The sequence below is a fragment of the Novosphingobium sp. HR1a genome, from assembly GCF_015594425.1.
In the GTDB taxonomy this organism is placed as follows: domain Bacteria; phylum Pseudomonadota; class Alphaproteobacteria; order Sphingomonadales; family Sphingomonadaceae; genus Novosphingobium; species Novosphingobium resinovorum_A.
Genome location: NZ_JABXWS010000033.1, coordinates 172,692 through 198,707, shown reverse-complemented (window position 1 = coordinate 198,707; position 26,016 = coordinate 172,692). Strand labels below are relative to the sequence as shown.

At 65.6% G+C, this 26,016-nt stretch carries 22 protein-coding genes and 3 tRNA genes; 16 read left to right on the top strand and 9 right to left on the bottom strand.

Translation table 11 applies throughout. The annotated features are described in order from the left end of the window. Positions 1-16 precede the first annotated feature (16 nt). Positions 17-1,534 carry a tetratricopeptide repeat protein gene (locus tag HWN72_RS07180; RefSeq protein ID WP_036523080.1) on the bottom strand — a complete coding sequence of 506 codons (1,518 nt, stop codon included), beginning with the start codon at positions 1,532-1,534 and terminating at the stop codon, positions 17-19. Positions 1,535-1,653: 119 nt separating this feature from the next. Here HWN72_RS07180 and ychF point away from each other — a divergent pair, with 119 nt between their 5' ends. Continuing rightward, positions 1,654-2,754 (top strand): redox-regulated ATPase YchF, encoded by a 1,101-nt coding sequence (gene ychF, locus HWN72_RS07175; RefSeq protein ID WP_036523078.1) that lies wholly within the window; start codon positions 1,654-1,656, stop codon positions 2,752-2,754. A gap of 201 nt (positions 2,755-2,955) precedes the next feature. On the opposite strand, the gene HWN72_RS07170 is transcribed toward ychF, so the two are convergent. Next, on the bottom strand, positions 2,956-3,369 hold the full coding sequence (locus tag HWN72_RS07170; protein ID WP_036523075.1) for a MerR family transcriptional regulator: 414 nt from the start codon (positions 3,367-3,369) through the stop codon (positions 2,956-2,958). A 40-nt stretch (positions 3,370-3,409) separates the two neighbouring features. Here HWN72_RS07170 and HWN72_RS07165 point away from each other — a divergent pair, with 40 nt between their 5' ends. Further along, positions 3,410-4,171: a MauE/DoxX family redox-associated membrane protein gene (locus HWN72_RS07165; RefSeq protein ID WP_008831876.1), complete on the top strand. Its 762-nt coding sequence runs from the start codon at positions 3,410-3,412 to the stop codon at positions 4,169-4,171. A gap of 3 nt (positions 4,172-4,174) precedes the next feature. On the opposite strand, the gene HWN72_RS07160 is transcribed toward HWN72_RS07165, so the two are convergent. Together HWN72_RS07160 and mutL are read right to left on the bottom strand one after the other, a co-directional pair. Beyond that, the gene (locus tag HWN72_RS07160) at positions 4,175-4,690 is read right to left on the bottom strand and encodes a hypothetical protein (protein WP_036523073.1); all 516 of its coding nucleotides are present in this window, start codon (positions 4,688-4,690) and stop codon (positions 4,175-4,177) included. Continuing rightward, positions 4,687-6,495, bottom strand: coding sequence for a DNA mismatch repair endonuclease MutL (gene mutL / locus HWN72_RS07155; RefSeq protein ID WP_036523070.1), 1,809 nt, complete (start codon positions 6,493-6,495; stop codon positions 4,687-4,689). Before mutL ends, HWN72_RS07160 begins: the two co-directional genes overlap by 4 nt. A gap of 260 nt (positions 6,496-6,755) precedes the next feature. On the opposite strand from mutL, the gene HWN72_RS07150 reads away from it, so the two are divergent. The 8 genes from HWN72_RS07150 (at position 6,756) to HWN72_RS07115 (ending at position 12,944) form a co-directional block, all read left to right on the top strand. Further along, complete coding sequence (locus HWN72_RS07150; protein WP_008831879.1) at positions 6,756-7,802, top strand: rod shape-determining protein; 1,047 nt, start codon at positions 6,756-6,758, stop codon at positions 7,800-7,802. 103 nt (positions 7,803-7,905) lie between these two features. Beyond that, the gene (gene mreC, locus HWN72_RS07145) at positions 7,906-8,790 is read left to right on the top strand and encodes a rod shape-determining protein MreC (protein WP_008831880.1); all 885 of its coding nucleotides are present in this window, start codon (positions 7,906-7,908) and stop codon (positions 8,788-8,790) included. 2 nt (positions 8,791-8,792) lie between these two features. Then, the gene (gene mreD / locus HWN72_RS07140) at positions 8,793-9,341 is read left to right on the top strand and encodes a rod shape-determining protein MreD (protein WP_231958158.1); all 549 of its coding nucleotides are present in this window, start codon (positions 8,793-8,795) and stop codon (positions 9,339-9,341) included. Between the two features lie 10 nt (positions 9,342-9,351). Beyond that, positions 9,352-11,454 (top strand): penicillin-binding protein 2, encoded by a 2,103-nt coding sequence (gene mrdA / locus HWN72_RS07135; protein WP_155986159.1) that lies wholly within the window; start codon positions 9,352-9,354, stop codon positions 11,452-11,454. Further along, positions 11,451-12,563 carry a rod shape-determining protein RodA gene (gene rodA / locus HWN72_RS07130; protein ID WP_008831883.1) on the top strand — a complete coding sequence of 371 codons (1,113 nt, stop codon included), beginning with the start codon at positions 11,451-11,453 and terminating at the stop codon, positions 12,561-12,563. The genes mrdA and rodA overlap by 4 nt, the downstream gene beginning before the upstream one ends. A 102-nt stretch (positions 12,564-12,665) precedes the next feature. After that, positions 12,666-12,741: transfer RNA gene (locus HWN72_RS07125), tRNA-Lys, on the top strand. Positions 12,742-12,766: 25 nt separating this feature from the next. Next, positions 12,767-12,842 (top strand) — tRNA-Lys (locus tag HWN72_RS07120). Positions 12,843-12,868: 26 nt separating this feature from the next. Further along, positions 12,869-12,944: transfer RNA gene (locus HWN72_RS07115), tRNA-Lys, on the top strand. Positions 12,945-13,036: 92 nt separating this feature from the next. On the opposite strand, the gene HWN72_RS07110 is transcribed toward HWN72_RS07115, so the two are convergent. Next, complete coding sequence (locus tag HWN72_RS07110; RefSeq protein ID WP_069707707.1) at positions 13,037-13,363, bottom strand: hypothetical protein; 327 nt, start codon at positions 13,361-13,363, stop codon at positions 13,037-13,039. Between the two features lie 71 nt (positions 13,364-13,434). On the opposite strand from HWN72_RS07110, the gene HWN72_RS07105 reads away from it, so the two are divergent. Then, a complete protein-coding gene (locus tag HWN72_RS07105) occupies positions 13,435-13,629 on the top strand; it encodes a hypothetical protein (protein ID WP_155986158.1) in 195 nt (64 codons plus the stop codon). Positions 13,630-13,635: 6 nt separating this feature from the next. Here HWN72_RS07105 and HWN72_RS07100 read toward each other — a convergent pair whose 3' ends face one another. Genes HWN72_RS07100 through HWN72_RS07085 form a run of 4 tightly spaced genes read right to left on the bottom strand, consistent with a single transcriptional unit; the run spans position 13,636 to position 20,703 of the window. Further along, positions 13,636-13,965: a PilZ domain-containing protein gene (locus tag HWN72_RS07100; protein ID WP_036523063.1), complete on the bottom strand. Its 330-nt coding sequence runs from the start codon at positions 13,963-13,965 to the stop codon at positions 13,636-13,638. 56 nt (positions 13,966-14,021) lie between these two features. Continuing rightward, a complete protein-coding gene (locus HWN72_RS07095; protein ID WP_008833495.1) occupies positions 14,022-14,213 on the bottom strand; it encodes a hypothetical protein in 192 nt (63 codons plus the stop codon). After that, a complete protein-coding gene (locus tag HWN72_RS07090; RefSeq protein WP_081798890.1) occupies positions 14,213-18,478 on the bottom strand; it encodes a translocation/assembly module TamB domain-containing protein in 4,266 nt (1,421 codons plus the stop codon). Before HWN72_RS07090 ends, HWN72_RS07095 begins: the two co-directional genes overlap by 1 nt. Then, positions 18,478-20,703, bottom strand: a complete 2,226-nt coding sequence (locus HWN72_RS07085; protein WP_036523059.1) for an autotransporter assembly complex family protein — start codon at positions 20,701-20,703, stop codon at positions 18,478-18,480. The genes HWN72_RS07090 and HWN72_RS07085 overlap by 1 nt, the downstream gene beginning before the upstream one ends. Before the next feature lie 203 nt (positions 20,704-20,906). Here HWN72_RS07085 and HWN72_RS07080 point away from each other — a divergent pair, with 203 nt between their 5' ends. From HWN72_RS07080 to ribH, 5 genes are all read left to right on the top strand, one after another. After that, positions 20,907-21,980 carry a YihY/virulence factor BrkB family protein gene (locus HWN72_RS07080; protein ID WP_036523056.1) on the top strand — a complete coding sequence of 358 codons (1,074 nt, stop codon included), beginning with the start codon at positions 20,907-20,909 and terminating at the stop codon, positions 21,978-21,980. A gap of 187 nt (positions 21,981-22,167) precedes the next feature. Then, a complete protein-coding gene (locus tag HWN72_RS07075) occupies positions 22,168-22,998 on the top strand; it encodes a coniferyl-alcohol dehydrogenase (protein ID WP_008828695.1) in 831 nt (276 codons plus the stop codon). A gap of 98 nt (positions 22,999-23,096) precedes the next feature. After that, entirely contained in the window at positions 23,097-23,900 is an 804-nt protein-coding gene (locus HWN72_RS07070) for a crotonase/enoyl-CoA hydratase family protein (protein WP_036523055.1), read from the top strand. A 57-nt stretch (positions 23,901-23,957) separates the two neighbouring features. Beyond that, on the top strand, positions 23,958-25,271 hold the full coding sequence (gene ribB, locus HWN72_RS07065) for a 3,4-dihydroxy-2-butanone-4-phosphate synthase (RefSeq protein WP_008828697.1): 1,314 nt from the start codon (positions 23,958-23,960) through the stop codon (positions 25,269-25,271). A 1-nt stretch (position 25,272) separates the two neighbouring features. Next, positions 25,273-25,695 (top strand): 6,7-dimethyl-8-ribityllumazine synthase, encoded by a 423-nt coding sequence (gene ribH, locus HWN72_RS07060; RefSeq protein ID WP_036523054.1) that lies wholly within the window; start codon positions 25,273-25,275, stop codon positions 25,693-25,695. The last annotated feature ends 321 nt before the right edge of the window (positions 25,696-26,016 follow it).

Sequence of the window (26,016 nt, the reverse complement as noted above, 5' to 3'; positions counted from 1 at the left end):
AAAGGCCGTCGCCGGATCACCCGGCGGCGGCCTTCGCCTTTTTCAGTTCGCGCGCGATCGCACGGTTGGCGGGATCGAGATCGGCGGCTTTTTCAAGCAGTCGCTGCGCCTCGCCGAGATCGCGCCCCGCCACGACGCGCACCAGTCCGGCAACGAAAAGATAGTCCGGATTGTCGCTGCCCAGCGCTACCGCCTTGTCGGCAGCGCGGATGGCGGCATCCCCCTCACCCAGCCCGCTTCGCGTGAATGCGAGGCGCTTGAGCACCTCCGGGTCCTCACCGCGCATCAGCAGTCTCTCGTAGATTCCCGCCGCCGTGGCCCAGCGCTGCCCGGCGATGGCGGATTCGCCTTGGCCGACCAAGGCCATCGTCTCCTTGAGCCGCGCTGGATCGAGCCGCGCCTGCAGCGCCGCCGCCTCGGGCGCGCCGACCGCACGGGCAGCCTGTTCGGCAGCTTCCAGCACCTGCGGCCCGGCCAGCGTCGATGCCGCGAGCGGCTGCAGCGTTGCCCATGCCCCCTGACCGTCGCCGGTCGCCAGCTGCGACTCACCCAGCATCAGCCGGGCATAGGGATTGCCCGGAAGCGCCAGCACCGCCCGCCTGAAGATCACCCGCGCCTGCTCCGCATGGCCCAGCTGCAGCAATGCCTCGCCATAGCGCATGCTCAGCGTGGACCCTGCCGCCAGTTCGGATTCGCGCGTCTGGAGCGTGGTGCGGATCTTCTCCCACTGCCCTTGTTCGGACAGCAGCTGGATTCGCATTACCTCCACCTCCGGGTCGTCAGGCGCCACTTCGGCAGCCTGATCGACCAGCTTCGATGCTTCGTCCAGCTTGCCCAAACCGTCGTAATGCTCGGCCAGCGCCAGCATCGGCGCCGCACGGTCGGGAAACGCATCGATAGCTGTGCGATAGGCGCGCGCGGCATCCTCTTCGCGGCCCTGCGCCGATGCCAGATCGCCTGCCATCACCAGTGCCTCATACGATCGTGGCGCGATGCGCTGCATCTCTCCAAGCAGCGAAGCCGCGCGCGCCAGGTCACCGTTCTCCAGCAGATAGCGGGCGTAGGATTGCGCCAGCCGGATATCGCCCCCCGCTTTCATTCCCTTTTCGAAGGCATCGCGGGCGGCCTCTTCGTCTCCCAGCGCCAGTTGCGCCTCGGCGCGCACGCGCCATCCGTCCACCGAGGTCTCGTTGCCAAGCGTTGCCAATGCCGCCTTTGCGTCACCGCGCAGCAGGGCGACTTCGGCCTTCATTCGGGCCATATCCTTGCCCCCTGCCCGTTCGAGCCGTCCGATCGCCCCTTCGGCCCCGTCCGGATCGCCGAGCCGCAGTTGCGTCTCCACCAGCAGTGCCAGCATCGGGGCGTCCGTGGGCCTGTCCTTCAGCGCGGAGGCCACTTCCACACGCGCCCGCTGGTAATTCCCGGCGGCGAAGTCATCGCGCGCCTTGGCGTAAAGGGTTTCGGGACTGTCGCCACAAGCCGCCAGCGCGACGAGGGCCACAAGCGGAAGGGCTATGCGCATGGTGCTCTTCATGGCGGCGGGCTTACGGGTAAGACCTGAAATTTCCGTCAACCGCCTGCAACCGCTCTCGCTCTGGCCAAGCGCCCCGCACCCGGCTATGGGCGCGCCTTAAACAGTTTTCGGAGTTTTCGATGGGTTTCCGTTGCGGAATCGTGGGTCTGCCCAATGTCGGCAAGTCGACCTTGTTCAATGCGCTGACCGAGACGCAGGCGGCGCAGGCGGCCAACTATCCGTTCTGCACGATCGAGCCCAACGTCGGGCAGGTCGGCGTGCCCGACCCGCGCCTCGATGCGCTGGCGGAAATCGCGGGTTCGGCCAAGATCATCCCGACGCAGCTGTCGTTCGTGGACATCGCCGGCCTCGTGCGCGGCGCGTCCAAGGGTGAAGGCCTCGGCAACCAGTTCCTCGGCAACATCCGCGAAGTCGACGCGATCATCCACGTCCTGCGCTGCTTCGAGAACGACGATATCCAGCACGTCGACAACAAGGTCGATCCCATCGCCGACGCGGACACCGTCGAGACCGAACTGCTGCTTTCCGACCTCGAAAGCCTCGAGAAGCGCGTTCCCGCTGCCCAGAAGAAGGCGACGCAGGGCGACAAGGAGGCCAAGATCGTGGCGTCTGTGCTCGGCCAGGCACTCGACCTGCTGCGCGACGGTAAGCCCGCCCGCCTGACGCAGCCCAAGGACGAGGACGAAGCGCGCGTCTTCGCGCAGGCACAGCTGATCACCGCCAAGCCGGTGCTCTACGTCTGCAACGTCGAGGAAGAAGCCGCCGCCGAGGGCAATGCCTTCTCCGCGCGGGTATTCGAGAAGGCCAAGGCCGAAGGCGCCAGCGCCGTCATCGTCTCGGCCGCGATCGAGGCGGAACTGACCGGCATGGACATGGAGGACCGCATGGTGTTCCTCGAGGAAATGGGCCTTGCCGAAGCCGGTCTCGCGCGCATCATCCGCGCAGGTTACGAACTGCTCGAACTGCTGACGTTCTTCACCGTCGGCCCCAAGGAAGCGCGCGCCTGGACCGTGCACAAGGGCGCCAAGGCCCCCGAGGCTGCGGGCACCATCCACTCCGACATGCAGCGCGGCTTCATCCGCGCCGAAACCATCGCTTATCCCGACTTCATCGCCTGCAAGGGCGAGGCGGGCGCCAAGGAAGCCGGCAAGTTCCGCCAGGAAGGCAAGGAATACGTCGTCGCCGACGGCGACGTGATGCACTTCCGTTTCAACGTCTGAGTAAACGCAGAATAACCGTCGTCCCGGACTTGATCCGGGACCGCTGGCAGTCTTCCGGCGCGCCTCGTCAAGGACGCACCCTGCGGTTATGCTTCAATTCCATCTTCGTCATTCCCGCGAAGGCGGGAACCCATCTCCTGACTTCGCTTGTTGAACCGTCATCAGATGGGTCCCCGCCTTCGCGGGGATGACGGTTCTATTTTAACGGCAGCACTCCCCCTCCTCGAACGCCGCGATGATCGGGCATGGTCCGGTGTCGCTTCCGGCGCATTCCCGCTCCAGCTTGCGCAAGGCGTTTCGCGCCCGTTCGAGCCGGGCGATCTCCTCATCCAGATGCGCGATCCGGGCCTGCGCCATCGTTCGCGCCCGCGCCCGGTCGTCGCCCGCATCGAGGCCGAGCAATTCGGCAATCTCGTCGAGGATGAACCCGGCATCCTTCGCCGCCCTCACGAAGCGCAGGCGCCGCACGTCCTCCTCGCCGTAATGCCGCTGGCCTTTCGCCCCCCCGGTACTGGCTGGGCGCGGGTCGTGGAGGAGGCCCTTGCGCTGATAGAAGCGCACGGTCTCGACACCGACACCTCCGGCATGGGCGAGTTGGGAAATCGTCAGGGCCACGCTTGACTCCGTACTAGGGTACGGAAGTTATAAGCATGGCATGAGCGATCACCAAGCCCCCGCCAGAACCGCCGTGCTGTACCGCATGGTCATGGAAAAACACGTCTGCCCCTACGGCCTCAAGGCCCGGCACCTGCTGAAAAGCCGCGGTTACCGCGTAGAAGACCACTGGCTGACCACCCGCGATGAAGTGGACGCCTTCAAGGCCGAGTACGGCGTCGCCACCACGCCGCAGATCTTCATCGACGGCGAGCGTATCGGCGGCCATTCCGACCTCAAGCGCTTCCTCGGGCTCGATGATCAGGCCAAGCGCATGAGCTATGCGCCGGTGCTCTGGGTGTTCGGAACCGCCGCTGCCGTCGCGCTTGCCGCCAGTTGGGCTTCTCTCGGCTCCCCGCTGACGGTCCATGCGGCGGAGTGGTTCGTGGCTATCACCATGATGCTGCTGGCGATGCTCAAGCTGCAGGACATCGAGACATTCTCCTCGATGTTCCTGGGCTATGATCTGCTGGCGCGGCGATACGTGCCTTACGCCTATGCCTATCCGTTCCTGGAATGGTTCGCAGGCGCCTTCATGGCGGCGGGCGTGCTGAACTGGCTGTCGATCCCGGTGGCGCTGGTCATCGGCGGCGTCGGCGGAGCCTCGGTATTCTACGCGGTCTACGTCCAGAAGCGCGAGTTGAAATGCGCCTGCGTCGGCGGATCGGGCAGCGTGCCGCTGGGCTTCGTGTCGCTGATGGAGAACGTGTTCATGGTCGCCATGGCGCTGTGGATGCTGCTGAAACCGATGGCCATGGGATGAAGCTCAGCTGCGGCAGCGCATGACCCCGTCGGCGCGGTAAGCCACACGCTCCTGGGAATCGTGAACGATCAGACGGGCGGGCCAGGTCTGCTGGTCGCTGGCGTTCCCCGAGTCAGGGAGCCGCACGATATCGACCCAGCTCGACAGCCCGACATATGTGGTGCGCGCGCCGCCCGGCAGATCGGCGCTCTCGTCTTTCGCGGCGAAGCGCTTGAGGTCGGCTCCTACGCGCATGAAACCTTCGCCGCTGGTGGCGATGAAGATCGGGCCACGCTTTCCGGCGTCCTCTTCTTCGACCACGTCCTTCTCGAAATTGCACCCGGGCTTGTCGAGCCCATAGCGGTCCATGTCGAGTTCGGTGATCGGGATCGGCACGATGGGCTTGAAGGGTTCCTTGCTCATGCGTTCGACCATGGCGACGTCATGCGCATTCTCGGCGGCCTCCTCGGCAGGAGTTTCCCTGCCGCAGCCCGCCAGAAGAGCGAGCGCGGCCAATACCATCGCGTGTTTTCGCATCATTTCCGCCCGAACAGTTTCTCTATGTCGTTATGGGCAAGTTTAACCCACGTGGGGCGGCCATGGTTGCATTGGCCCGAGCGCGGTGTCCGCTCCATTTCGCGCAGCAGCGCATTCATCTCCGCGACCGACAGGAGACGCCCCGCGCGCACCGAACCGTGACAGGCCATCGTCGCCAGCACGAGGTCAAGTTTTTCGCCCAGCAGCAGCGCATCGCCGTTGCGCGCGAGGTCGTCCGCCACATCCTGCACCAGCGCGCCGACATCGCTCTTCGACAGCACCGAGGGCACCGCGCGCACCAGCATCGCCGCCGGTCCGAAGCGCTCGAGGATAAGGCCGTGGCGGGCAAGATCGGCCAGCTTGTCCTCCAGCGCATCGCAGGCGGCTTCCTCCAGTTCGACGACTTCGGGCAGCAGCAACGCCTGCGAGCGGTTCATCGCCTCCTCGGCGCCCGCCGCCTTGAGCTTTTCCAGCACGAGCCGTTCGTGCGCCGCATGCTGGTCAACGATGACGAGGCCGTCTTCCGCTTCGGCGACGATGTAGGTCCCCGCCACCTGCCCGCGTGCGACGCCGAGCGGATAGCGCAACGCTTCCTCGCTCGCTTCTTCGGCCGCTTCGGCGCGCGCGGCGGGCTGGGCCATGACCTCGGCCTCGTAGGAGCGCCACGCCGTGCCCGTCTCCGAAACGCGCGAGGGTTGGTAGTCACTGCGCGGCGCAGAATATTCGCGCGCGAACAGCGAGCCGATCGAGGGTGCGGGCGCAACCGGCTCGACCTGCCACATGTTCATCGCGGCGGCCTGAGGCGGCTGCGCGCTCTTCTGCCCTGCCCCCTCCAGCGCATGCCGCAGCGCGCCGACCAGGAAACCACGTACGAAGGCCGGATCGCGAAAGCGCACCTCGGTCTTGGCGGGATGGACGTTTACGTCCACTTCCTCAGGTGGAATCTCAAGAAACAGGGCCAGCACCGCATGGCGATCGCGCGCCAGCATATCGGAGTAGGCACCGCGCACCGCGCCGACGAGCAGCTTGTCGCGCACCGGACGCCCATTGACGAACAAGTACTGGTGATCCGCCACGCCGCGGTTGTAGGTCGGCAGGCCCGCCACCCCGGTAAGCCGCGCCGTTCCGCGCTCGGCCTCGATGACCACGCCGTCTTCGGCAAGCTCACGCGCGACGAGGCGGGCGACGCGGGCCGCCAGTTCCTCGCGCGGCTGCACGGAGATGGTGCGGCGCCCGTCATGCTCCAGCACGAAACCGACGTCGGGCCGCGCCATGGCGAGACGGCGCACAACATCGAGGCAGACCGCATATTCCGAGCGCGGCGAGCGCAGGAACTTGCGCCGCGCAGGCACTTTGCCGAAGAGATCCTCGACCCGGATGCGCGTTCCCGGCGGCAATGCGGCGGGCGCGTCCACCGCGACGGTGCCGTGATCGACCACCCGCTTCCAGCCCTCGGCAGCATCGTGCGGACGGCTTTCGATCGTCAACCGCGCGACAGAGCCGATCGATGGCAAAGCTTCGCCCCGGAAGCCCAGCGTGGCCACCAGTTCGATCGCCTCGTCGGGCAGCTTGGAGGTCGCGTGACGCTCCAGAGCAAGCGCGATCTCGTCAGGGCGCATGCCGCAGCCGTCGTCGGTCACCTCGATCATGTCGAGACCGCCCGAGGCGATCCTCACGGTGATCTGCGTGGAGCCCGCATCGATGGCGTTCTCGACCAGTTCCTTGAGCGCGGACGCCGGCCGTTCGACCACTTCGCCGGCGGCGATGCGGTTGACGAGGTGTTCGGGCAGGCGGCGGATCGTGGGCATCAGGGTCTCGGCAAAGATTGGGGGCTTCTCGACAAAATGCGGACGTTGAAGGCGTCATGGACGCATCGTGCGACGGCAGGTCAAACTAGCGACGAAACGGCGCTAATTCGAGACGGGCGATGAGCGTTTCCCCCCGGAATCGGGAACAAAATTTTGGCCTTTCGCGAATCGATGGGCTAAGGGGAGCCCTCCTACCCGCAACCCCCGGTCGTCGATGTCGAGAGTGATTCGGCAAACGATTGGTAAGAAACGGATTTTAGATGGCCGGCCCCTTCTCGCGATTCTTCAAACTCGGCTCCCAGAACATGGCGATCGACCTCGGCACAGCTAATACGCTGGTCTACGTACAAGATCGCGGAATCGTGCTGAACGAACCTTCCGTCGTTGCCATCGAAACCCTGAACGGCGTGAAGAAGGTCAAGGCCGTCGGTGACGACGCCAAGATGATGATGGGCAAGACCCCCGACAACATCGAGGCCATCCGCCCGCTGCGCGACGGCGTCATCGCCGACATCGAAATCGCGGAAGAGATGATCAAGCACTTCATCCGCAAGGTGCACGGCAAGAAGAACCTGTTCCGCTACCCCGAGATCGTGATCTGCGTTCCCTCGGGATCGACCTCGGTGGAGCGCCGCGCCATTCGCGACGCCGCCAGCAACGCGGGTGCCAGCCAGGTCTACCTGATCCTCGAGCCGATGGCCGCGGCGATCGGCGCCGACATGCCCGTCACCGAGCCGGTCGGCTCGATGGTCGTCGACATCGGCGGCGGCACCACCGAAGTCGCGGTGCTCTCGCTGCGCGGCCTCGCCTACACCACTTCGGTGCGCGTGGGCGGTGACAAGATGGACGAGTCGATCGTCTCCTACGTCCGCCGTCACCACAACCTGCTGATCGGCGACGCCACGGCAGAGCGCATCAAGAAGGACTACGGCATCGCCATCATGCCGGCCGACGGCATCGGCGAGACGATCCACATCAAGGGCCGCGACCTCGTCAACGGCGTGCCGAAGGAAATCACCATCAGCCAGGCGAACATCGCCGAGGCTCTGGCCGAGCCGATCGGACAGATCATCGAAGGTGTGCGAATCGCGCTCGAGAACACGGCGCCGGAACTCGCCGCCGACATCGTCGACCAGGGCATCGTCCTGACCGGCGGCGGCGCCCTGATCCAGGGTCTCGACGATTATCTGCGCGAAGAGACCGGCCTGCCCGTCAGCGTCGCGGAAGATCCGCTGTCCTGCGTCGCGCTCGGCACCGGCCGCGCGATGGAAGACCCGATCTATCGCGGCGTCCTGATGTCCGCCTGATCGAATAGGGAGCACCGCGCCGTGCGAGGTGCGGGCTCCTTGAAAAGCGCGGCGGATATCCTGCACCGGACCGCCGCGCGGGAATGACAGGAGTGCATGGCGCATGGCACCGCCAGCCAATCGGCGCTCCGGCTTTTCGCGCAGGGCGCAATATTCGACGTTCTTCCAGTACACCGCCGGCGTGCTCGGCGCGGTGGTGGGATTGGGCCTGCTCGTCGTCTCCATGGTCAATCCGAATGCGTTTTCGGCGCTGCGCGGTGCCGCTTCGGACCTGACGGAGTCACCTGCACAGGCGACCGCCGGCGGGCGGCGCGCTGGCAAGGACTTCATGGCGGAGATCGGCGGCTTCTTCCTTTCGGGACGCGAGCATGCCCGGCTGGAACGCGAACTGGCCGAAGCCAAGGTGCGCATCGCGCGGGCGCAGGCCACCGAAACCGAGAACCGCCGCCTCAAGCAGTTGCTCGATTTGCGCGAGGACGATGGGCGACCGGTCGCCTATGCGCGGCTGGTCAGTTCCACCGGCGCCAGCACCCGCCGCTTCGCGACGCTGGGCGCGGGGACCGACAAGGGCGTGGTAAAGGGCATGCCCGTCCGTTCGCCGATGGGCCTCGTCGGGCGCGTCCTCGAAGTCGGCATGTCGAGTGCGCGCGTGCTGCTCATCACCGATACCGAAAGCATCGTCCCGGTGCGCCGCGCGCGCGACGGCGTGCCCGCCTTTGCGCAAGGACACGGCGACGGCACGATCCGCATCCGACTCGTCAACCTCGGCCTCAATCCGCTGCGCAAGGGTGACGTGATGGTCACCTCCGGCTCGGGGGGGCTCTATCGGCCCGGCACGCCGCTTGCGGTCATCACCGAACTGCTGCGCGACGGTGCGATGGCGCGGGTCCTGAGCAACCCGTCCGACACCGACTACGTCGTCGTCGAGCGCGCCTGGGCACCGCCGCCCCCGCCGCCTCCCGCCGAACCCGCGCCCGGGAGCGAGTGATCGTGCCGCTGCTGTCCGGCAACGACACGGTCGTAAAGCAGAGGATCAACCGCAAGCCCTCGCGCACGATCGCGGGCGGGGTTCCGTGGCTGACGGTGATGCTGGGATCGCTGGCGCCGGGCTGGGTGCTGATCGCGTCGGCGCCCGTCCTGCCCCCGCTGGGCTTCCTCATGTTCATCGCCTGGCGGCAGTTGCGCCCCGGCCTGATGCCGATGTGGGCCGGACTCCCGCTCGGCCTCTTCGACGACCTGTTCTCGGGATCGCCGTTCGGCACCGCCGTGCTGCTGTGGTCCTTGTCGACGATCGTTCTGGACCATGTCGAGACACGCCTGCCCTGGCGCAACTTCCTGACCGAGTGGCTGGTGGCGATCGGGCTCATCGTGGCGTATATCGTACTTTGCCTCGGCGTATCGAACATCGCCGGTGCTTCCGCCCCCCTCAATGTGATCGTGCCCCAGATCGTGATTTCCGTGATTATCTACCCGCTCGTCGGCCGCTTCGTGGCCTTGATGGATCGCCTTCGCCTGACCCCCTTCGTGGTCATGCGATGAAGTCCTGCTCATGAAGTTCAATTTCAGGCGTCTGATCCGCGCCCCGCACGTCACCAACGGCACCCTGCGCAACAGCTTCGATCGGCGCACCATCGTCGTCGGCGGCATCCAGGGCGGAATCGGCTGCCTGCTCGCCGCGCGCATGACGTACCTCTCGGTCTTCGAGAACGAGAAGTACAAGCTCAAGGCGGAGAGCAACCGCGTCAACCTGTCGCTGATCCCGCCGCGTCGCGGCTGGATTCTCGACCGCCACGGCCAGCCTCTAGCCTCCAACCGCGCCGACTTCCGCGTCGACGTGATCCCCGAGCGGATGAGCGATCCCGAGCGCACCATCGCTGAACTCGGCAAGCTGCTGTCGCTCACGCCGATCGCGATGCAGGACCTGCAGGACAAGCTGGACCGCTCGCACGGGTTCGCCCCGGTCGAGGTCGCATCCCGCCTGGATTGGGAGCGTTTCGCCTCGGTCAGCGTGCGCCTGCCGGACCTTCCCGGTGTGGTCACCCAGCGCGGCTACTCGCGCTTCTACCCTACCGGCCCCTCTGTAGGCCATCTCATTGGCTACGTCGGCGCCGCCTCGGCCGAGGAGTACGAGAAGGACCATGATCCCGTCCTGCTGACCCCCGGCTACAAGCTGGGCAAGGATGCGCTCGAGAAGTTCTACGAGAAGGACCTGCGCGGCACCCCCGGCGCGCGGCGCGTCGAGGTGACCGCCTCGGGCCGCATCGTGCGCGACCTCGACACGCGCGAGGATGTTCCGGGCAAGACCATCAAGACGACCATCGACGCCGCGATCCAGGACTACGCGGCCCGGCGCATCGGCCCCGAATCGGCCGCCGTTGTCGTGATGGACTGCCAGACCGGCGACGTGCTCGCGATGGCGTCGATGCCCAGCTTCGATCCCAACAGCTTCTCCGACGGCATCGGCCGCCTCGAATGGAAGATGCTGTCGGACGACGATCACGTGCCGCTGCGCAACAAGGTGCTGCGCGGGCTCTATCCGCCGGGCTCGACCGTCAAGCCGATGGTGGCGCTGTCGTTCATGGAAGCCGGGCTCGATCCGAACGAAAGCGTGTTCTGCGGCGGTGGCCTGCGCGTCGGCAACCGCGTGTTCCACTGCTGGCAGCGGCGCGGCCATGGCCAGGTCAACATGGCCAAGGGCATCTACCAGAGCTGCGACGTCTACTTCTACCACTTCGCCCAGCGCATCGGCATGGATCCGATCGCGGCGATGGCCAAGCGGCTCGGCCTTGGGCAGGAGTTTCCGCTGCCGGTTGCGGGCCAGTCCTACGGCACGGTGCCGAGCCCCGCGTGGAAGCTCAAGAAGTACGATAAGCAATGGCAGACCTTCGACACGGTCAATGCCACGATCGGACAGGGCTACTTCCTCGTGAACCCGCTGCAGCAGGCAATCCAGGCCTCGCGCATCGCCAGCGGGCGGATCATCATGCCCAAGCTGATCCACGGCCACGAGCATGAGAAGCAGGCATCCCTCGGCGTGCCCGAGGAGCATCTCGCCTATATCCGGCAGGCCATGTCCGACGTCGCCAACGGTCCCGGATCCGCGCCCCATGCACGCTTGCCCTTCCCCGACATCAAGCTGGCGGGCAAGACCGGCACCGCGCAAGTCGTCGGCCTCAACGTCGGCAACGGCAAGGGCGGCTTGTGGAAGCACCGCGACCACGGGCACTTCATCTGCTTCGCCCCTGCCGATAACCCACGCTATGCCTGCTCCGTGGTCGTCGAACACGGCGGCGGTTCCGGCGCGGCCTATCCCATCGCGCGCGACGTGCTGACTTACATCTTCGACAAGGAGAAGGGCATGGAAGTCCTCACCGAACTCGAGACGAAGTGGGGCGGCACCGCCAAGGAGCGCCTCGACGCCCGCTTCCGCGCCTATTCCGCGCAGTACGGGGTCGGCGCCCCCAAGGTCTCGCCGGAAGAGGAGCGCCGCAAGCTGCAGGGCGCCGACCAGCCCGACGACCCGCGCCAGCCCATCAGCGAGGCGCAGTCGCCCGCGCCCGAGCCCGCCGATGACGCGGACCGGCCTGCGGCACCGCCCTCGCCCACTGCCACGCCCGCCACTTCGCCCGGGGCCGGAGGATCGCCGCAATGAGCCGCTCCATCGTTCCCGAGGCGATCTCGCGCCAACCCTGGCAGATGATCATCCCCCTATGCGGGCTCGTCGGACTCGGCGCAGCGGTGCTCTATTCGGCAGCCGGCGGCAGCCTGCAGCCTTACGCGCTCAGCCATGTCGTACGCTTCTGCGTGTTCCTGGTCATGGCCATGGTCATCGCCCGGATGAGCCGCAACCTGTTCCGGATGGCTGCCTATCCCATCTACGGCGCGATCCTGATCCTGCTGGTCCTCGTCGAACTGATCGGCGCGGTCGGCGGCGGCAGCCAGCGCTGGCTAAACCTCGGCTTCATGTCGCTGCAACCATCGGAACTGATGAAACCGGCGATCGTCCTCGTGCTCGCGCGCTTCTACGAGACATTGCCCCACGCCATGACCGCCAGCTGGCGCGGCCTCGTCCCGGCGGGCGTGCTGATCGGCGTTCCGGCACTGTTCGTGCTGATCCAGCCCGACCTGGGCACCGCCACCGCCGTATGCTTCGGCGGCGTGGTGACGATGTTCCTCGCAGGACTTCCCTTGTGGTGGTTCCTGGGCGCGGGCGGTGCCATGATGGTCATCGCCCCGATCGCGTTCTTCACGCTGCTCCACGATTACCAGCGTAACCGCGTGCTGGTGTTCATGGACCCGGAGGGCGACCCGCTCGGCACCGGCTATCACATCACGCAGTCCAAGATCGCGATCGGTTCGGGCGGCATCTTCGGCAAGGGCTTCGGCAACGGCACGCAGAGCCACCTGCAGTACCTGCCCGAACCCCACACCGACTTCGTCTTCGCGACCATGTCCGAGGAATGGGGTCTGATGGGCGGGCTGTTCGTCCTCTTCGTGTTCACCGTCGTGATCGGCTGGGGCATGGGCGTCGCCCGTCGCGCGCCCGACCGCTTCTCCAGCCTGCTGGCGGCGGGCATGACCGCGACGATGTTCTTTTACGTGATGATCAACCTGATGATGGTCATGGGCCTCGCCCCGGTCGTCGGAATCCCCCTGCCCTTCATGAGCCACGGCGGCACCTCCATGCTCACCAACATGATCTGCCTGGGCACGATCATGGCGGTAAACCGTTGGAATCAGGGCAGAGGCTCACTCGGCTGAAACTTTTTCAAGTTTTCGCTTCCAATGTAAAAATCTGCCGTTATAGGGGCCTCTCCGCCGCCGACCGGCGGGGCCGCAAGGCCCTTCGAGGACAGGTAGCGTGGACGCATAGCTCAGTTGGTAGAGCAGCTGACTCTTAATCAGCGGGTCCTTGGTTCGAGCCCAAGTGCGTCCACCATCCTGTTTCCACGAAGACCATGTGGGGACGCATAGCTCAGTTGGTAGAGCAGCTGACTCTTAATCAGCGGGTCCTTGGTTCGAGCCCAAGTGCGTCCACCATATACCAATCCTGCGGATACCCGTGGGGACGCATAGCTCAGTTGGTAGAGCAGCTGACTCTTAATCAGCGGGTCCTTGGTTCGAGCCCAAGTGCGTCCACCACCCCTTCTAAGCACCATGATCGTCTGCACCGCGATGGGTGACGCACCCCAGGCACATGGCCCGGGATGCGCCTGATAGGTCACAGATCGTGATCAGCAGCCACGCGACTTGAAGTGCTGCTCGATCGCATTGTGCAACCCTTTTCGGCCATGTTCGCCTGCGCGACCGAGCGCGTTGACAAACCCTCGGGGAAGCGAGCCTCGGCTCGATCGGATCGACTTGCCCTGATCCTTGGCAAAACCCACGACCGACTGCGCGGCCCTCGTCCCGGCCATGGCCTGCGTGCTGCCAAGCAGCGTGAAGGCAGCGGTCATCGCGACGAGAATCGTTCGTTTCATCATTGGAAGTGCGACCTTTCCGTTGGGAGTGATGCCGACGGTCGTACCCATCGAATTCAGCCCTTTCCCGTCGGCACGCAACGAATACCCCGGCCCGGTAAATATCGTCCGGACAACAGTGATGAAGGTATTGATTTAACGTCGGATTAAACATGCTGCAACGCAACATTCACAATCCGTCATCGCGGCGTCACTTGCCGGCTGAAGTTGCACCACAACGCAGCAATTCCATCATGGTCCGCTGGATTTCGTCGAAATCCTTCATCGAATTCCTGCCGCAAATGGCCTGGCGTCCGCCACGATGGTTAATCTTCGATGAGGGACGCCGAATTGTTGGCCTCGCATAAGGTTTCTCAGTTCGCCGATGGGCTCGCCTGGACCGGAATTCCATAAGCCTGACCCAGTTCCTGAATCACTCTTCCGGCGAGCGCACTGCGAAACTCGATGCCGACCGTGTTACCGTCCAGCCAGCGCACATGGGCAGGGATGGGCTTGAAGTTGGCGATGCGCAGTTCGATGGCCTCACCCGGCACGAAAGCCTCGGCGCTGCCGACAATGCTGCAGCCGCCTTGCGAAACGTCGCCCAGTTCGACCGGAAAAACGTGCCAACTCGATTTGCGGCACCGCGCCTGAAGCAGCACGGGGTGGCGCTGGGCCAGTCGGTCGTTCTCGTCAGCCAGCATTATACCCTCTTAGCTTCGCCTGAGGGTGCCTAGCGACCAGAAGTAAATCCGAAGTTTCAGTGCTCCGCCGAAAGTCCGTCGCTCTCGAGAGGCGGCGAACCGGTGGCGGCGATCTGTGCGTCGATCTCCTTGGCTCGGTCCACGATGGTCTTGTTCGCGGCCTTGTAGCGCTCTTCGAACGTCGGCTCGCGTTTGCAGCCCCCGAGGAGCGCTACAAGCGCGAATGCCGCGATCAGCCCCGTACGCATCAATAGTCCTTCTTGATGCGCACGTTCAGGCTGTTCACGCCCGAGCCGCCGGCCTGGCTGAGCACCGACAGCCACTTTGTCACGCTGACTTCCAGCTGCGTGGCAGTGAAGCCGCGCGCGTCGGTGATCAGTTCGACGTAGATGTCGTCGGTGAGGTACTGTCCTGCGGCGACGGCCGTGCCGCGACCGGCCTGCTCGTCCGGACCAAGGATACGCAGGCGGTCGATCCCGGCGGCGGAGCGCAGCTTGCCGAGCGGGTTGAGCCCACCGCCGGTCCCGCGCAGCGAATTGAGCGAGGATGCCAGCTGCACCGCCTGCAGTGCCGAAAGGTTGGCGATCGAGCTGCCGAACAGGATGCGCGATACCACTTCATCGTCAGGCAGGCTGGGATCGGACGAGAAGTCGATCTGCGGGTTCATCGCGCGCCCGGTGACGTTCACGTTGACGGTAACGTCCTCGATGTCGTCGGTAGCAGTGATCTGGACGGTGGGGTCGATCGTCGAGCCGCCAGTGAACAAGACGATGCCGTTTTCCAGCTGGAACGAGCGTCCGGCGAAGCCCAGAGTACCACGCACCAGCTTGACCTCACCCGAAAGCGAAGGGGCCGCGCTGGTGCCAGTGACGTTGAAGTCCGCACTCCACTCCGATTCGAGGCCCATGCCCGACACGTAGAGCTTCTCCGGCGCCCGCAGGTGCAGGTCGAGGCGAACGAGCGCGAAGGCGCTGGCGGCGGTCGGCGCGGGTTCGTCGCCGGTGATACGCTGCGGGCCGACCGGCGGCTTGAAGCGAACGCCGGTCAGGCGCGGCACTTGGGCGGCACCCTCGCGCACGATCTGGTAACGGGTTTCCGGCAGCTTGATCTCACCTGCGAGCAGGGCCGGCTCGCCCGCAACCTTGGTCAGGTGCAGGTTGCCCGTTGCCGTCGCCGAAAGCGCATCGCTGCGTGCAAGCCTTGCGCGGTCCAGCTTGACGTTGAGGTCCATCGGATAGCCCGCGTCGGCGGCGAGGCTGACACGGCCACTGGCGCTGACGGTGCCGTCTCCGGCCTTGGCGGTCAGCGAGGTCAGTTCAAGCGAGTCGCCGGTGAACTTGCCCGCCAGCGCCATGCGGCTGAGCCGCGTGCCATAAGCGAGGTTCTCGTAGACCATGTCCCGGCCCTGCACGACGCCGTTGATGCACGGGCTCGACACGCGGCAGGTGAAGTCCGCCGCCAGCCCGACCGAGCCTGTGAGCGTCTGTCCGGACAGCCCGGCGAACGAGAACAGCGTGTCGGCCGGACCGTTGTAGCGGATGCCGCCACCCAGCGGCGCATCCATCAGGCGCGCCATCCATGGGCCATCGCCCGGCGGCAACGGCTTCAGGCTTGCGGCCATGCGGCCGATGACGGTGCCGCGACGGCGGAACACCGCGCGTCCTTCGCCGCCATCCGGCAGCAGCTTGCCGACGAAGTTGATGTCGACACCCTGGCTGACCGCCGATGAACTGGTCCGGGTGAAATTGGTGAGGGAGAGGCGGGCATCGGCGCGGGGGAATGCGGTGGCGCTTGCCTGCTCGAAGTCGAAGCTGCCGCTGACCTTGCCGCCAATGCCGTAGCCCGGCGCGAAGGCGTTGAGGATGGCGAGATCGACGCCCTCCATGCGGCTCTGCACCTTGATGCCTTCGCCGTAAGTGCCCGCCAGCTTGAGGCTGCCGCCACCGAACGCGATGTTGGTGGGAAGCAGTTCGTACGTGCCGTTCTTCGGGATGATCCGCGCGGGCGTGGTCGTCTTGACGTCGAGGCCGCGCACCCTGCCCTGCAGCGCCACGCGCCACAGTTCGGGCTGCATGTCGGCGTTGAGGCCGAGCCGGAACGGTACGCCGCTGACGCCTTCGATCAGGCCCTTCGCCTTGCCGCGCCCGTCGCGATAATCGACGATTACGCGGGCCGCTGCCAGATCGAGCGCACCGATGCTGGTGCCCGCGATCTGCGCGTCGGCAACGACGTAAGGCTGGTCGTAGAGCACCGCCCGGCCGTCGATGATGGCCGATCCAATGGATAGCTTGGCAGGGCCGTCGAAGATCGCGTTCTTGGCGCGCAAGTTGAAGTCGGCCGCCTGGTACTTGCCCTCGGCATCCAGCCGCACGAGGCCGCCGATGCCGTTGCCGGTCGCGGTCAGTTGTCCCGCGAAGGGACCTGCAGGTGTCTGCACGATTCGCCCGGCGAAATCGACGCCGGACAAGTTGGCGCTGTTGATCTGTACCGAAGTCTGCTTGCCGAGGCCAAGCGTCACGTCAGCGCGCAGCGGTCCGTAGTCGGTGTCGCCCTTGGCATCGAGGCGATAGCCGCCCGGCGCGCCCTTGATCCGCGCATCGAGGTTGGCAAGGCCGATACCGAGACCCGGGCGCTCCGCCGTGACATGGGCGTCGGGGTTCGTGATGGTTCCCGTCACTCGAACGCCCAGGGCGCCGTACTGGCGCGAAGTCCCGTTCGCGGCGAGCGCAATGCGCCCGTCGGGCGACCAACTGCCCTGCCCGCCGGTGACTTTGAGCAGCGGCGCATTCATGCGGACGCTGGAGAAGCGCACCACGCCGTCCGAACCGTACTTCACGTTGGACGACGCCGAGAAATTGCCGCCGAGATAGGTCTGCAGGCTGGCGTTCAGCAGTTTGGTGGAGCGTGCGCGCACCGTGCCCTGCAGGGCGAAGCCCTGACCCTCGGTCTTGAGGTCCATGTTGGTACGGATGTTGAAGATGCCGACGCTGTCGACGCGGTAGTTGTCGATCTTGCCGTCGATCGCGCCGGTATAGAGCCCCTTGCTCATGTCGGCGACAAGGATCAGCCCGGCGTCGATACGATCGGAGCGCAGGCGCATGTTATCCGACAGGATGCGCGTTCCTTCGATCGCGAGATCACCGTTGAGCGTAACGTTCGCCAGCGTCCCCCCGGCGACGGTATCGAGCCCGGTGATCCGACCGACCCGTGCGGCGACGGGGATCATGATATGCCCGGCGTCCACTTTCGCAGCGCCGCGCGCCGTCAGGTTCTCCAGCCCCATGTCGTTCATCACCAGCCGCCGGGCGGCCAGCTGATAATTGACCACAGGCGTGGTGAACGCGCCGTCGAGCGCGAGGTCGGCGGTCAGGCCCGCACCGCTGAGGTTCTGCGCCATGGCGGCAGGCTTGAGCAGGACGAACGCGAGCTTGAGGTCCTCGAACCGGTTCTCGCCGAGATCGACGAGGCCGTTCGGGGTCAGGTTGAATGCGTCGCTCGAGATCATGCCCGACAGTCTGGCGCGGCGCTTATCGAAGGCCGCGGTCAGGTCGATATTGGTGATCGGCCCAAGCAGGCTGGCGGTCGGCCCGGTGAACATCCGGGCGATCTGCGTCGGTCCCTTGATGACGAACGTACCGTCCCGCGCGGTCAGCGCCAGCCGCGCCAGTTCGCCGCTGCCGAGGTTGGCATCGAGCTTGCCGTTCCAGGCCGCCCAGTCGCCCTTGCCCGCCAGCTTGAGCGTGACCGGCTGGGTAAACCCTGCGAGGCCCGCGATCAGGCCGCCCTTGGGCGCATCGATATCGACATCGAGGCCAAGGCGGTTGCGGTCGGGTACGGCGTCGAGCACGGCGTTGAAGCGATCGCCGCCGCCTTTGCCCGCGACGGCGATGGTGCCGCCCTTGGCGCTGACTTGCGCGCGGCCATCGGCGATATGCGCGCGTCCGGCGACCGTCATGATCCGGCGCTGGCCGGAAACCGGCGGTTCGGCAATGAAGCGGTCGATGCGCAGTTCGCCGACGTCGATATTGAGGTCGGGCAGCAGCGGCGCGTCGCTGGGCGGCGTCGCGCGGAAATGCGGGGTGCGGCGCAGCACCACGCGTTGCGCGGTAGCGCTGCGCACGTCCACATGGTTGTCGAGATAGGCGAACGGGCGCCAGTCCACGCGAATTTCGGGAGAGTACAGGAACTCGCCGCGCGGATCGCGCACGGACAGACCACGCAGGATCATCTTGCCGTAGAGCGAACCGTCGATCCGCGCGACGGTGATCTTCATGCCGTTCTGGAATTCAAGCGCGGCGATCTGGTCCGCGACGAAGCGGCGGCCGGGGCCGGTATTGATCCCCAGGACCACTGCGACAAGGAATGCGACGACGCCCAGCAGCACGAAGGCGACGGTCTTGAGCGCCCTTACGCGGATGCGATGCCAGCGCGAAGGCTGTTCGACCACGACCTCGGTGGCTTCGGTTTCCGGCTGGGGCGCCATGCCTTCGCTGTTCTCCTCCGGGCCGGCCATCAGAACGCCTGCCCGATCGATACGTAGATGTTGAAACGCGATTCACCCGGCTGCCGGTTGATCGGCGTCGCCACGTCGAGCCGCATCGGCCCGAAGTTGGTGTAGAAGCGGCCGCCGATGCCGACGCCATAGCGCAGATTGTTGAACTGCGGCATCGTCTCGCGGTAGGCCTGACCGGCATCGACGAAAGCAACGACGCCGTAGTTGCCGAAGCGATAGCGCGCCTCGAACGACCCCTCGTTCAGACTGCGACCGCCGACGGGGTTGCCGTCCGGCGCCTGCTCACCGAGTGCCTGATAGGCGAAGCCGCGCACCGAGCCGCCGCCGCCCGCATAGAGCCTGCGTGATGGGGCGATGTCGAACAGCCCTGCGCCCTGGATCGTGCCGAGGCGGATCCTTCCCGCCAGCACGAAGCTGTCGCTGATGGGGTAGTAGGTCGAGGCATCGAGCCGCGCGCGGATGTAGGGATCGAAGCCGTTCCTTACGGTGGCTTCCGGCTGGATCAGCGTAGTCAGGCGGTAGCCCTTGGTCGGGTTGAGCAGATCGTCGGAAGTGTCGAACCCGACCTGCCCGTTGAGCCCCGCAACGTAATAGGTGCGCCGCTTGCGAGTACCGCTTGCAGCATCGTAATCCGTCTCGGCTGTGCCCAGCATCTCGACGCCGAAGGCATAGGTGTAGCGCTTTTGCCAGATGGGCGTGGAATCCCGGGCGATGCGCGCGGCGATACGCCCGGTATAGGCGCTATAGGCGTCGTAGTCGTTGTGGAACGCCTCGGCGACCAGTTCGAAAGTGCGGTCGCGCTTGCCCGCATTGGAGCGGCGGAAGGTTACGCCCGCACCCTGTTGCCGCGTACCGGCGATGGCATGCGCGATCAACGCACCCTCGGGCGGGAACATATTGCGGTGAGTCCAGGTGGCCTGAGCCGTGATGCCCTCTCCGGCCGCATAGCCGACCGACCCGGCGATCGTGCGCGGCGGACCGGCATCCTGCTTCACGTGCAGCGTGACGTACTCGGTGCCGTCGCCGGCCTGATCGCCCGTCTTCTGCGGTTCGACCGCAACGGTCGAGAACAGGCTGGTGGCGACCAGCGCCTTGCGCAGATCATCGACCTTGCGGCTGTCGTAAAGCTCGCCGCGCTTGAACCGGGCGAGAACCTGAATGTGCTTCGCATCGAAGGCCATGTCACCGTCGGTTGTAAAACCGCCGAAGCGACCACGCGGGCCGACCGTCACCGGCAGCGTATAGACGCCGTTGCCCGCGTCCTGATCGAGCAGGATATCGCGCTGGCCGACTTCGGCGAAAGGATAGCCGTTCTCGGGAAGAGCCACGGCAACCCGTGCCTCGGCGCCCTGCACACGTTCCGCTACTATCGGCTCGCCCACCTTGAGCGGGAAGTTGTCCGCGATCAGGCTGGGCGGCACCGTCGGGTCGGCCTTCACCTGAATGTCGGAGAAGACATAGCGCTTGCCCGGGTTAACCTGAATCACCGCGGTCAAGCCTGGCTTGTCCTGATCCGATGACGGGTCCATGCGCGTACGCACCTGCGGGCTGTACCAGCCCTCGGACGCGAGGACCGTCTGCATGAGTTGGCTGTCCTCGGTCAGCCGCGCGGCGATCATGGCGCTGTTGGCGGCCTTGCCGTCACCCTTCTTCAGCGCGGAAAGCGCGTCGAACTGACCTTCGAGGTCGGTATCCGTCTCCTTGTCGGCAAGTTCGAGGCCCTTGATGTCGAGGCGATAACGCACCTCCACGTCCTTTTCGGCGGCATCACCCTCGGCGATCTGGACCGGAGTGACCTCGAACTGATCGATCGGCGGCAGCGGCGCAGTCAGTTCGGCGTCACGCACGGGTGCGTCGCCGATCGCCTCGACCGTGTCTCCATCCGCCAGAGCAGGGTCACCGGCGGGAGGCGCGGCACCTTCAGTGGGCTTCGCGCCACTCTGCTGCTGCGCCATGCGCCGTTCGAAAGCGTCGATCGATTCGAGCGGCTTGTCGAGTTCGGGATCGTCGGAGGTGTCGAGCGCAGGGATCGAGGAGTTGAACTCGCCATCGGGGATGATCGGATCGACCTGAGGCAGGGCGGAGTCGGACGGTAGCGCCGGCACCTGAACCTGCCCTGCTTCGAGATCCTGTGCCGCCCCCTGATCCGGCTTGGGCGAAGGGGCGGCGGTTGCTGTCTCTTCGGCAGGTTTCGTCTGCGCCGATGCATTGCCCGACGGCAACATCGTACCCAGAGCTAGTACCAGGGCGACCGCGCCGCCGGCACATCCATGACGCAAGGACAGGGAACGATCCGGCCGATGATCGATTAGCCTGAACATGGACACCGCGACGAATCACCCCTTTTCCGGACCGGTCTGCCCGGCCCCTCCTGAGAATGCCTATCGCATTGCAACAGCGAAAGTTCCCTCGTTCACACAGGCTTGTAGTGAATAGCGCGGGATCCGGGGCTGGCAACGCCGCATCCGAAACCGTCCCCGGCTCAGATGCCAGTTCCCCGCTGGCGATGCCGCGCGCGGCATGGTTTCGAGTGGTGAAGCGGGTCTATGTCATGATCGGGTTCCATGAACTGGGGCTTCTGTCGGCGGGGCTTGCGTTCTACACCTTCCTTGCCCTGACGCCGCTGATCGCCGCAACCGTGATGGTCTACGGCCTTGTCGCCGACGTCGGCATGGTGCGCGAGCAGATGGACAGCATCGTCGATGTCGTGCCGCCCGAAGTCGCCCGCCTGCTGGAAGAGCAACTCCTGCGGATCATCTCGACGAACTCGGGCGTAACCGGACTTGCCCTCGTTATCGCGCTGTTCTTCGCGGTCTATGGTGGCATGCGTGCGGCGGGCGGAATGGTCAGCGCGCTCAACATCATCAACGAGGAGCGCGAGACGCGCGGCGTGATCGCCCGCACAATGCGCACCGGCGGCCTGACGCTGGCGGCGATCCTGCTGGCCCTCACCGGAGTCCTCTCCGGCGGCGTCTTCGCCTGGCTGCAGACCGAGACCAGCGTATATCTCGGCAGCGCTACCCAGATGACGTTCAAGGTGCTGACCTGGGTGGCGGCAATCACGCTGGGCAGCGCCGGGTTCGCGCTCATCATGCGCTACGGACCGGACCGGCGCCCCGCCAAATGGCGCTGGCTGGCGCCCGGCTCACTGCTGGCCACGCTCTTGTGGCTGGCGGTGTCCTTCGGGTTCTCGCTCTACGTCGCCTACATCAGCGACTACAATGCGACGTACGGTTCGCTCTCGGCCATTGTCGTGTTCCTGATGTGGCTGTTCCTGTCGGCCTACGGTGTGCTGCTGGGCGCGCTGCTCAATGCCGAGATCGAGCGCCAGACCTTCTGCGACACCACGGTCGGTCCGGCTCGCCCAGCCGGAGAGCGCGGGGCGGTACTGGCCGACCTGATCGACGACGGCATACCGTCGGCAAGGCAACTCGAACGGCGCAAGCATCACCGCGCCGAAGCAGAGCGGCGTCGCGCGGACGGCGCCAGCGCCGAAGCGTAACGGCCGCGCGCCCGTAGCCGCCGATGGGCAAAGTGCCGAACCGATAGAAAGACGGCCTCCGCCATCGTGTCCGCGATGACCCGCCGCGACGGTTGAACCCGGGCCGCGACAGCGCATAGCTACGGGCAAAGGAAACGGCAGGTCCGGCCCCGGCCAGCACCACGCCCGTGAGAGGAAGGACCGACCAATGAGTGATGTTCTGGGCTACAAGGGCAAGCGCGTAATCGTCAGCGGCTGCTTCTCCGGCATGGGCGAGGCCGCCGCGAAGCTGCTGGTATCGCTCGGCGCCGAGGTCCACGGCTTCGACTTCAAGGAAAGCGCCGTGCCGATGGCCTCGTTCACGCAGATCGATCTGCGCGATCCGGCCAGCCTCGAGGCCGCCGTCAGCGGCGTAGGAGGCAAGATCGACGCCCTGTTCAATTGCGCGGGGCTGCCTGGCGGAGGCGGTTTTCCGGCCATGGACACGATGAAGGTCAACTTCCTCGGCACCCGTCACCTGACCGAGCAGGTCATCCCGCTGATGGGAAGCAAGGGCGCGATCGTCTCGATCGCCTCGACGGGCGGCCTCGGCTGGAGCCGCCGTATCCCGGTCCACATGCAACTGCTGGCGACGCAGGGCTTCCAGGCCGGTCTCGACTGGTGCGAGGCGAACATGGACCAGGTCGGCGAGGGCTACGCGTTCTCCAAGGAAGCCGTCATCGTCTGGACGCAGTTCATGGGTGCCCGCCTGATCAAGCAGGGCATCCGCATCAACTGCTCGCTCCCCTCGCCCACGCAGACGCCGATGATGGCGACCTTCCACGCGGTGTCCGGCAAGGAGGTCGTCGATGCCGCCGCCGAGCCGCTCGGCCGCTACACCACGCCGGAAGAACAGGCGGGGCCGCTGGTCCTGATCAACTCCGACCTCGCAGGCGTGGTCAATGGCGTCGTGCTACCGGTGGACGGCGGCTTCATGGGCGGCTTGGCCACGGGTCAGGTCGATATCACGAAGATGATGGCCCGAAAGCAGGATGCATAAGCAGGATGCATAGCTAGTCGTCGTCCCGGACTTGATCCGGGACCGCTGCCGGTCTTTAGGTTGAGCTTTCGACGCGACAGGACGGAAGAAGACAGGCGATGAGCGATGCGGTGCTGTACGAAATCGACGAGGAGGGCATCGTCCTCCTCACGCTCAACCGCCCCGAACTGCGCAACCCGATCTCCGACGCCGAGGTCATCGAGGCCCTGCTCGCCGCCCTCGCCCGGCTCGAGACGGACCCGCAGGCCCGTGTCGCCATCCTGACAGGCGCGGGCAAGGGCTTTTCCTCCGGCGGCAACATCAACGAAATGAAGCCCGGCGGCACCCTCAACGCCGGGTCTCCCGCCGCCACGCGTCTTTCCTACAAGCGCGGCATCCAGCGGCTCCCGCTCGCCTTTGCGGCGCTGGAAGTGCCGATCATAGCCGCCGTCAACGGCGCCGCCATGGGCGCGGGCTGCGACCTCACCTGCATGTGCGACTTGCGCATCGCGGGCGAGAGCGCGAAGTTCGCGGAGAGCTTCGTCAAGCTCGGCCTCATCGCGGGCGACGGCGGCTCGTGGCTGCTGCCGCGTGTGATCGGCTGGTCTAAAGCCGCCGAAATGGCCCTCACCGGCGATCCGATCGACGCCGCCGAGGCGCTGGCCTGCGGCCTCGTCAGCCGCGTGGTACCGGATGGCGAACTTCTCGACGCCGCCCGCGCCCTCGCCCGCCGCATCGCCGCCAATCCACCGCACGCGGTACGGATGACCAAGCGGCTGCTGTGGGAAGGCCGCCGTGCGGACCTTGCCACGCTGCTGGAGATGGCCTCGGCCATGCAGGCCGCCGCCCACGCCACGGCCGACCACGAGGAAGCCGTCGCCGCTTTTCTCGCAAAGCGGCCACCGCAATTCAAAGGCTCTTGATCCGAATGTGAAGCAAGCCTATTTCGATCACACTGAAATGTGAGATCGAACACTACAATGGCTACCGATGTGATCGACAAGGTCCGCAAGCTCGTAACCGAGGGCGGAATGAGCAAGTCCAGCCTGGCGCGCGCCGCCGGCCTCCACGCCAACACGCTGCGCGACTGCACCGAGGACGACTGGAACCCTACCGCCGAAACCCTCGGCAAGCTGGAGCGCGTCCTTTTCTCGAACGACGAGCGCGAAGTGCTCGTTCCGATCGAGGAGATCATCGACGAAGCCCGCAACGGCCGCATGTTCATCCTCGTCGACGACGAAGACCGTGAGAACGAAGGCGACCTCATCATCCCGGCCCAGATGGCGACTCCGGCCGCGATCAACTTCATGGCGATGCACGGGCGCGGTCTGATCTGCCTCGCGATCACCAGCCAGCGCGTCGATGAACTCGGCCTCAACCTGATGAGCCGCCATAACGGCACGCGCCATGAAACTGCCTTCACCATCTCCATCGAGGCACGCGAAGGCGTCACCACCGGCATCTCGGCGGGTGACCGTGCGCGCACCATTTCGGTCGCCATCGACGGCACCAAGACCCGCGACGACATCGTCACCCCCGGCCACGTCTTCCCGCTGCGCGCCCGCGACGGCGGCGTGCTGGTCCGCACCGGCCATACCGAGGCGGCGGTCGATATCTCGCGCCTCGCCGGGCTCAACCCCTCCGGCGTGATCTGCGAGATCATGAAGGAGGACGGCACCATGGCCCGCATGGACGACCTCATCGGCTTTGCGCGCCTGCACGACCTGAAGATCGGCACGATCCGCGACCTTATCGCCTATCGCCGCAAGCACGACCGCATGATCGAGAAGCGCAACGAGATCAGCTTCCACTCGCGCCATGGCGGCGACTGGGTGGCACGCTCGTACTTCAACCGCGCGACCGGCGACGAAACCGTGGCGCTGGTCAAGGGCCGCATCGACCCGTCGAAGCCGACCATGGTGCGCATGCACACCCTGTCCTTCTTCGCGGACATCTTCGGGGAGGACACCGGCGATCGCGGCGACCTGCTGCACCGCTCGATGGAAATGATCGGCGAGGAAGGCTCGGGCGTGATCGTGGTCATCAACCGGCCGATGAACAAGTTGATGTCGCGCGTGATGGACATCAAGCAGGAGTTCCGCAATGGCGGCACCCCGGACCTCGAGGAATTGAGGGACTACGGCGTGGGCGCGCAGATCCTGGCGGAACTGGGCATTCACGACATGGTCCTGCTGACCAACACGCACCACTCGCTGGTCGCTCTCGAGGGATACGGACTCAACATCGTCGGCGAGCGGCCCATCATCGCCCCGACCAGCGAAGGATCGAACTGACATGGCCCGTTTCCTCATCATCGAGGCGCGTTTCTACGACCATCTCAACGACATGCTGATCGCGGGCGCCAAGGCCGCGCTCAAGGCGGCGGGCCACAAGGCGGAGGTGATCACCGTACCGGGCGCGCTCGAAATCCCCGCCGCCATCTCGCTGGCCGATGCCACCGGCGACTATGACGGTTACGTGGCCATCGGCGTCGTCATTCGCGGCGAGACCTACCATTTCGAGATCGTCGCCGGCGAATCGGCGCGCGGGATCATGGCGCTGACCATGGACGGCATCGCCATCGGCAACGGCATCCTCACCGTCGAGAACGAGGAGCAGGCTCTCGTCCGCGCCGACGCCGCGCAGAAGGACAAGGGCGGCGAGGCCGCCAAGGCGGCCATCGCCCTCTACGACCTCAAAGGTCGCTTCGGCGGCTGAAAACCAATCGTCACGCGATGCCTGAAACGGATAATCCGGGGGCATCGCGTGATCGAATTGAATAAGTAACTATACCTAAATCCATTCAATACCGTTCACATCAGCGTAATTTCTCTACGATTAATCGCCGATTTCAGAATGTTCACTTACAGGACACCATCGGATTCGCGGTTTTCAATTATCATCCATCGTGTAGTTCGTGAGCAGGTCGCTCCGATTTTGCTCGAAAACGGATGTATAACCTAAAACAACTGACGCCGGGCAAACCGGCGGGTCGCAAACCATGGCTCGTGGTATCGGGTCCGGGAGGAGGCACTGCTT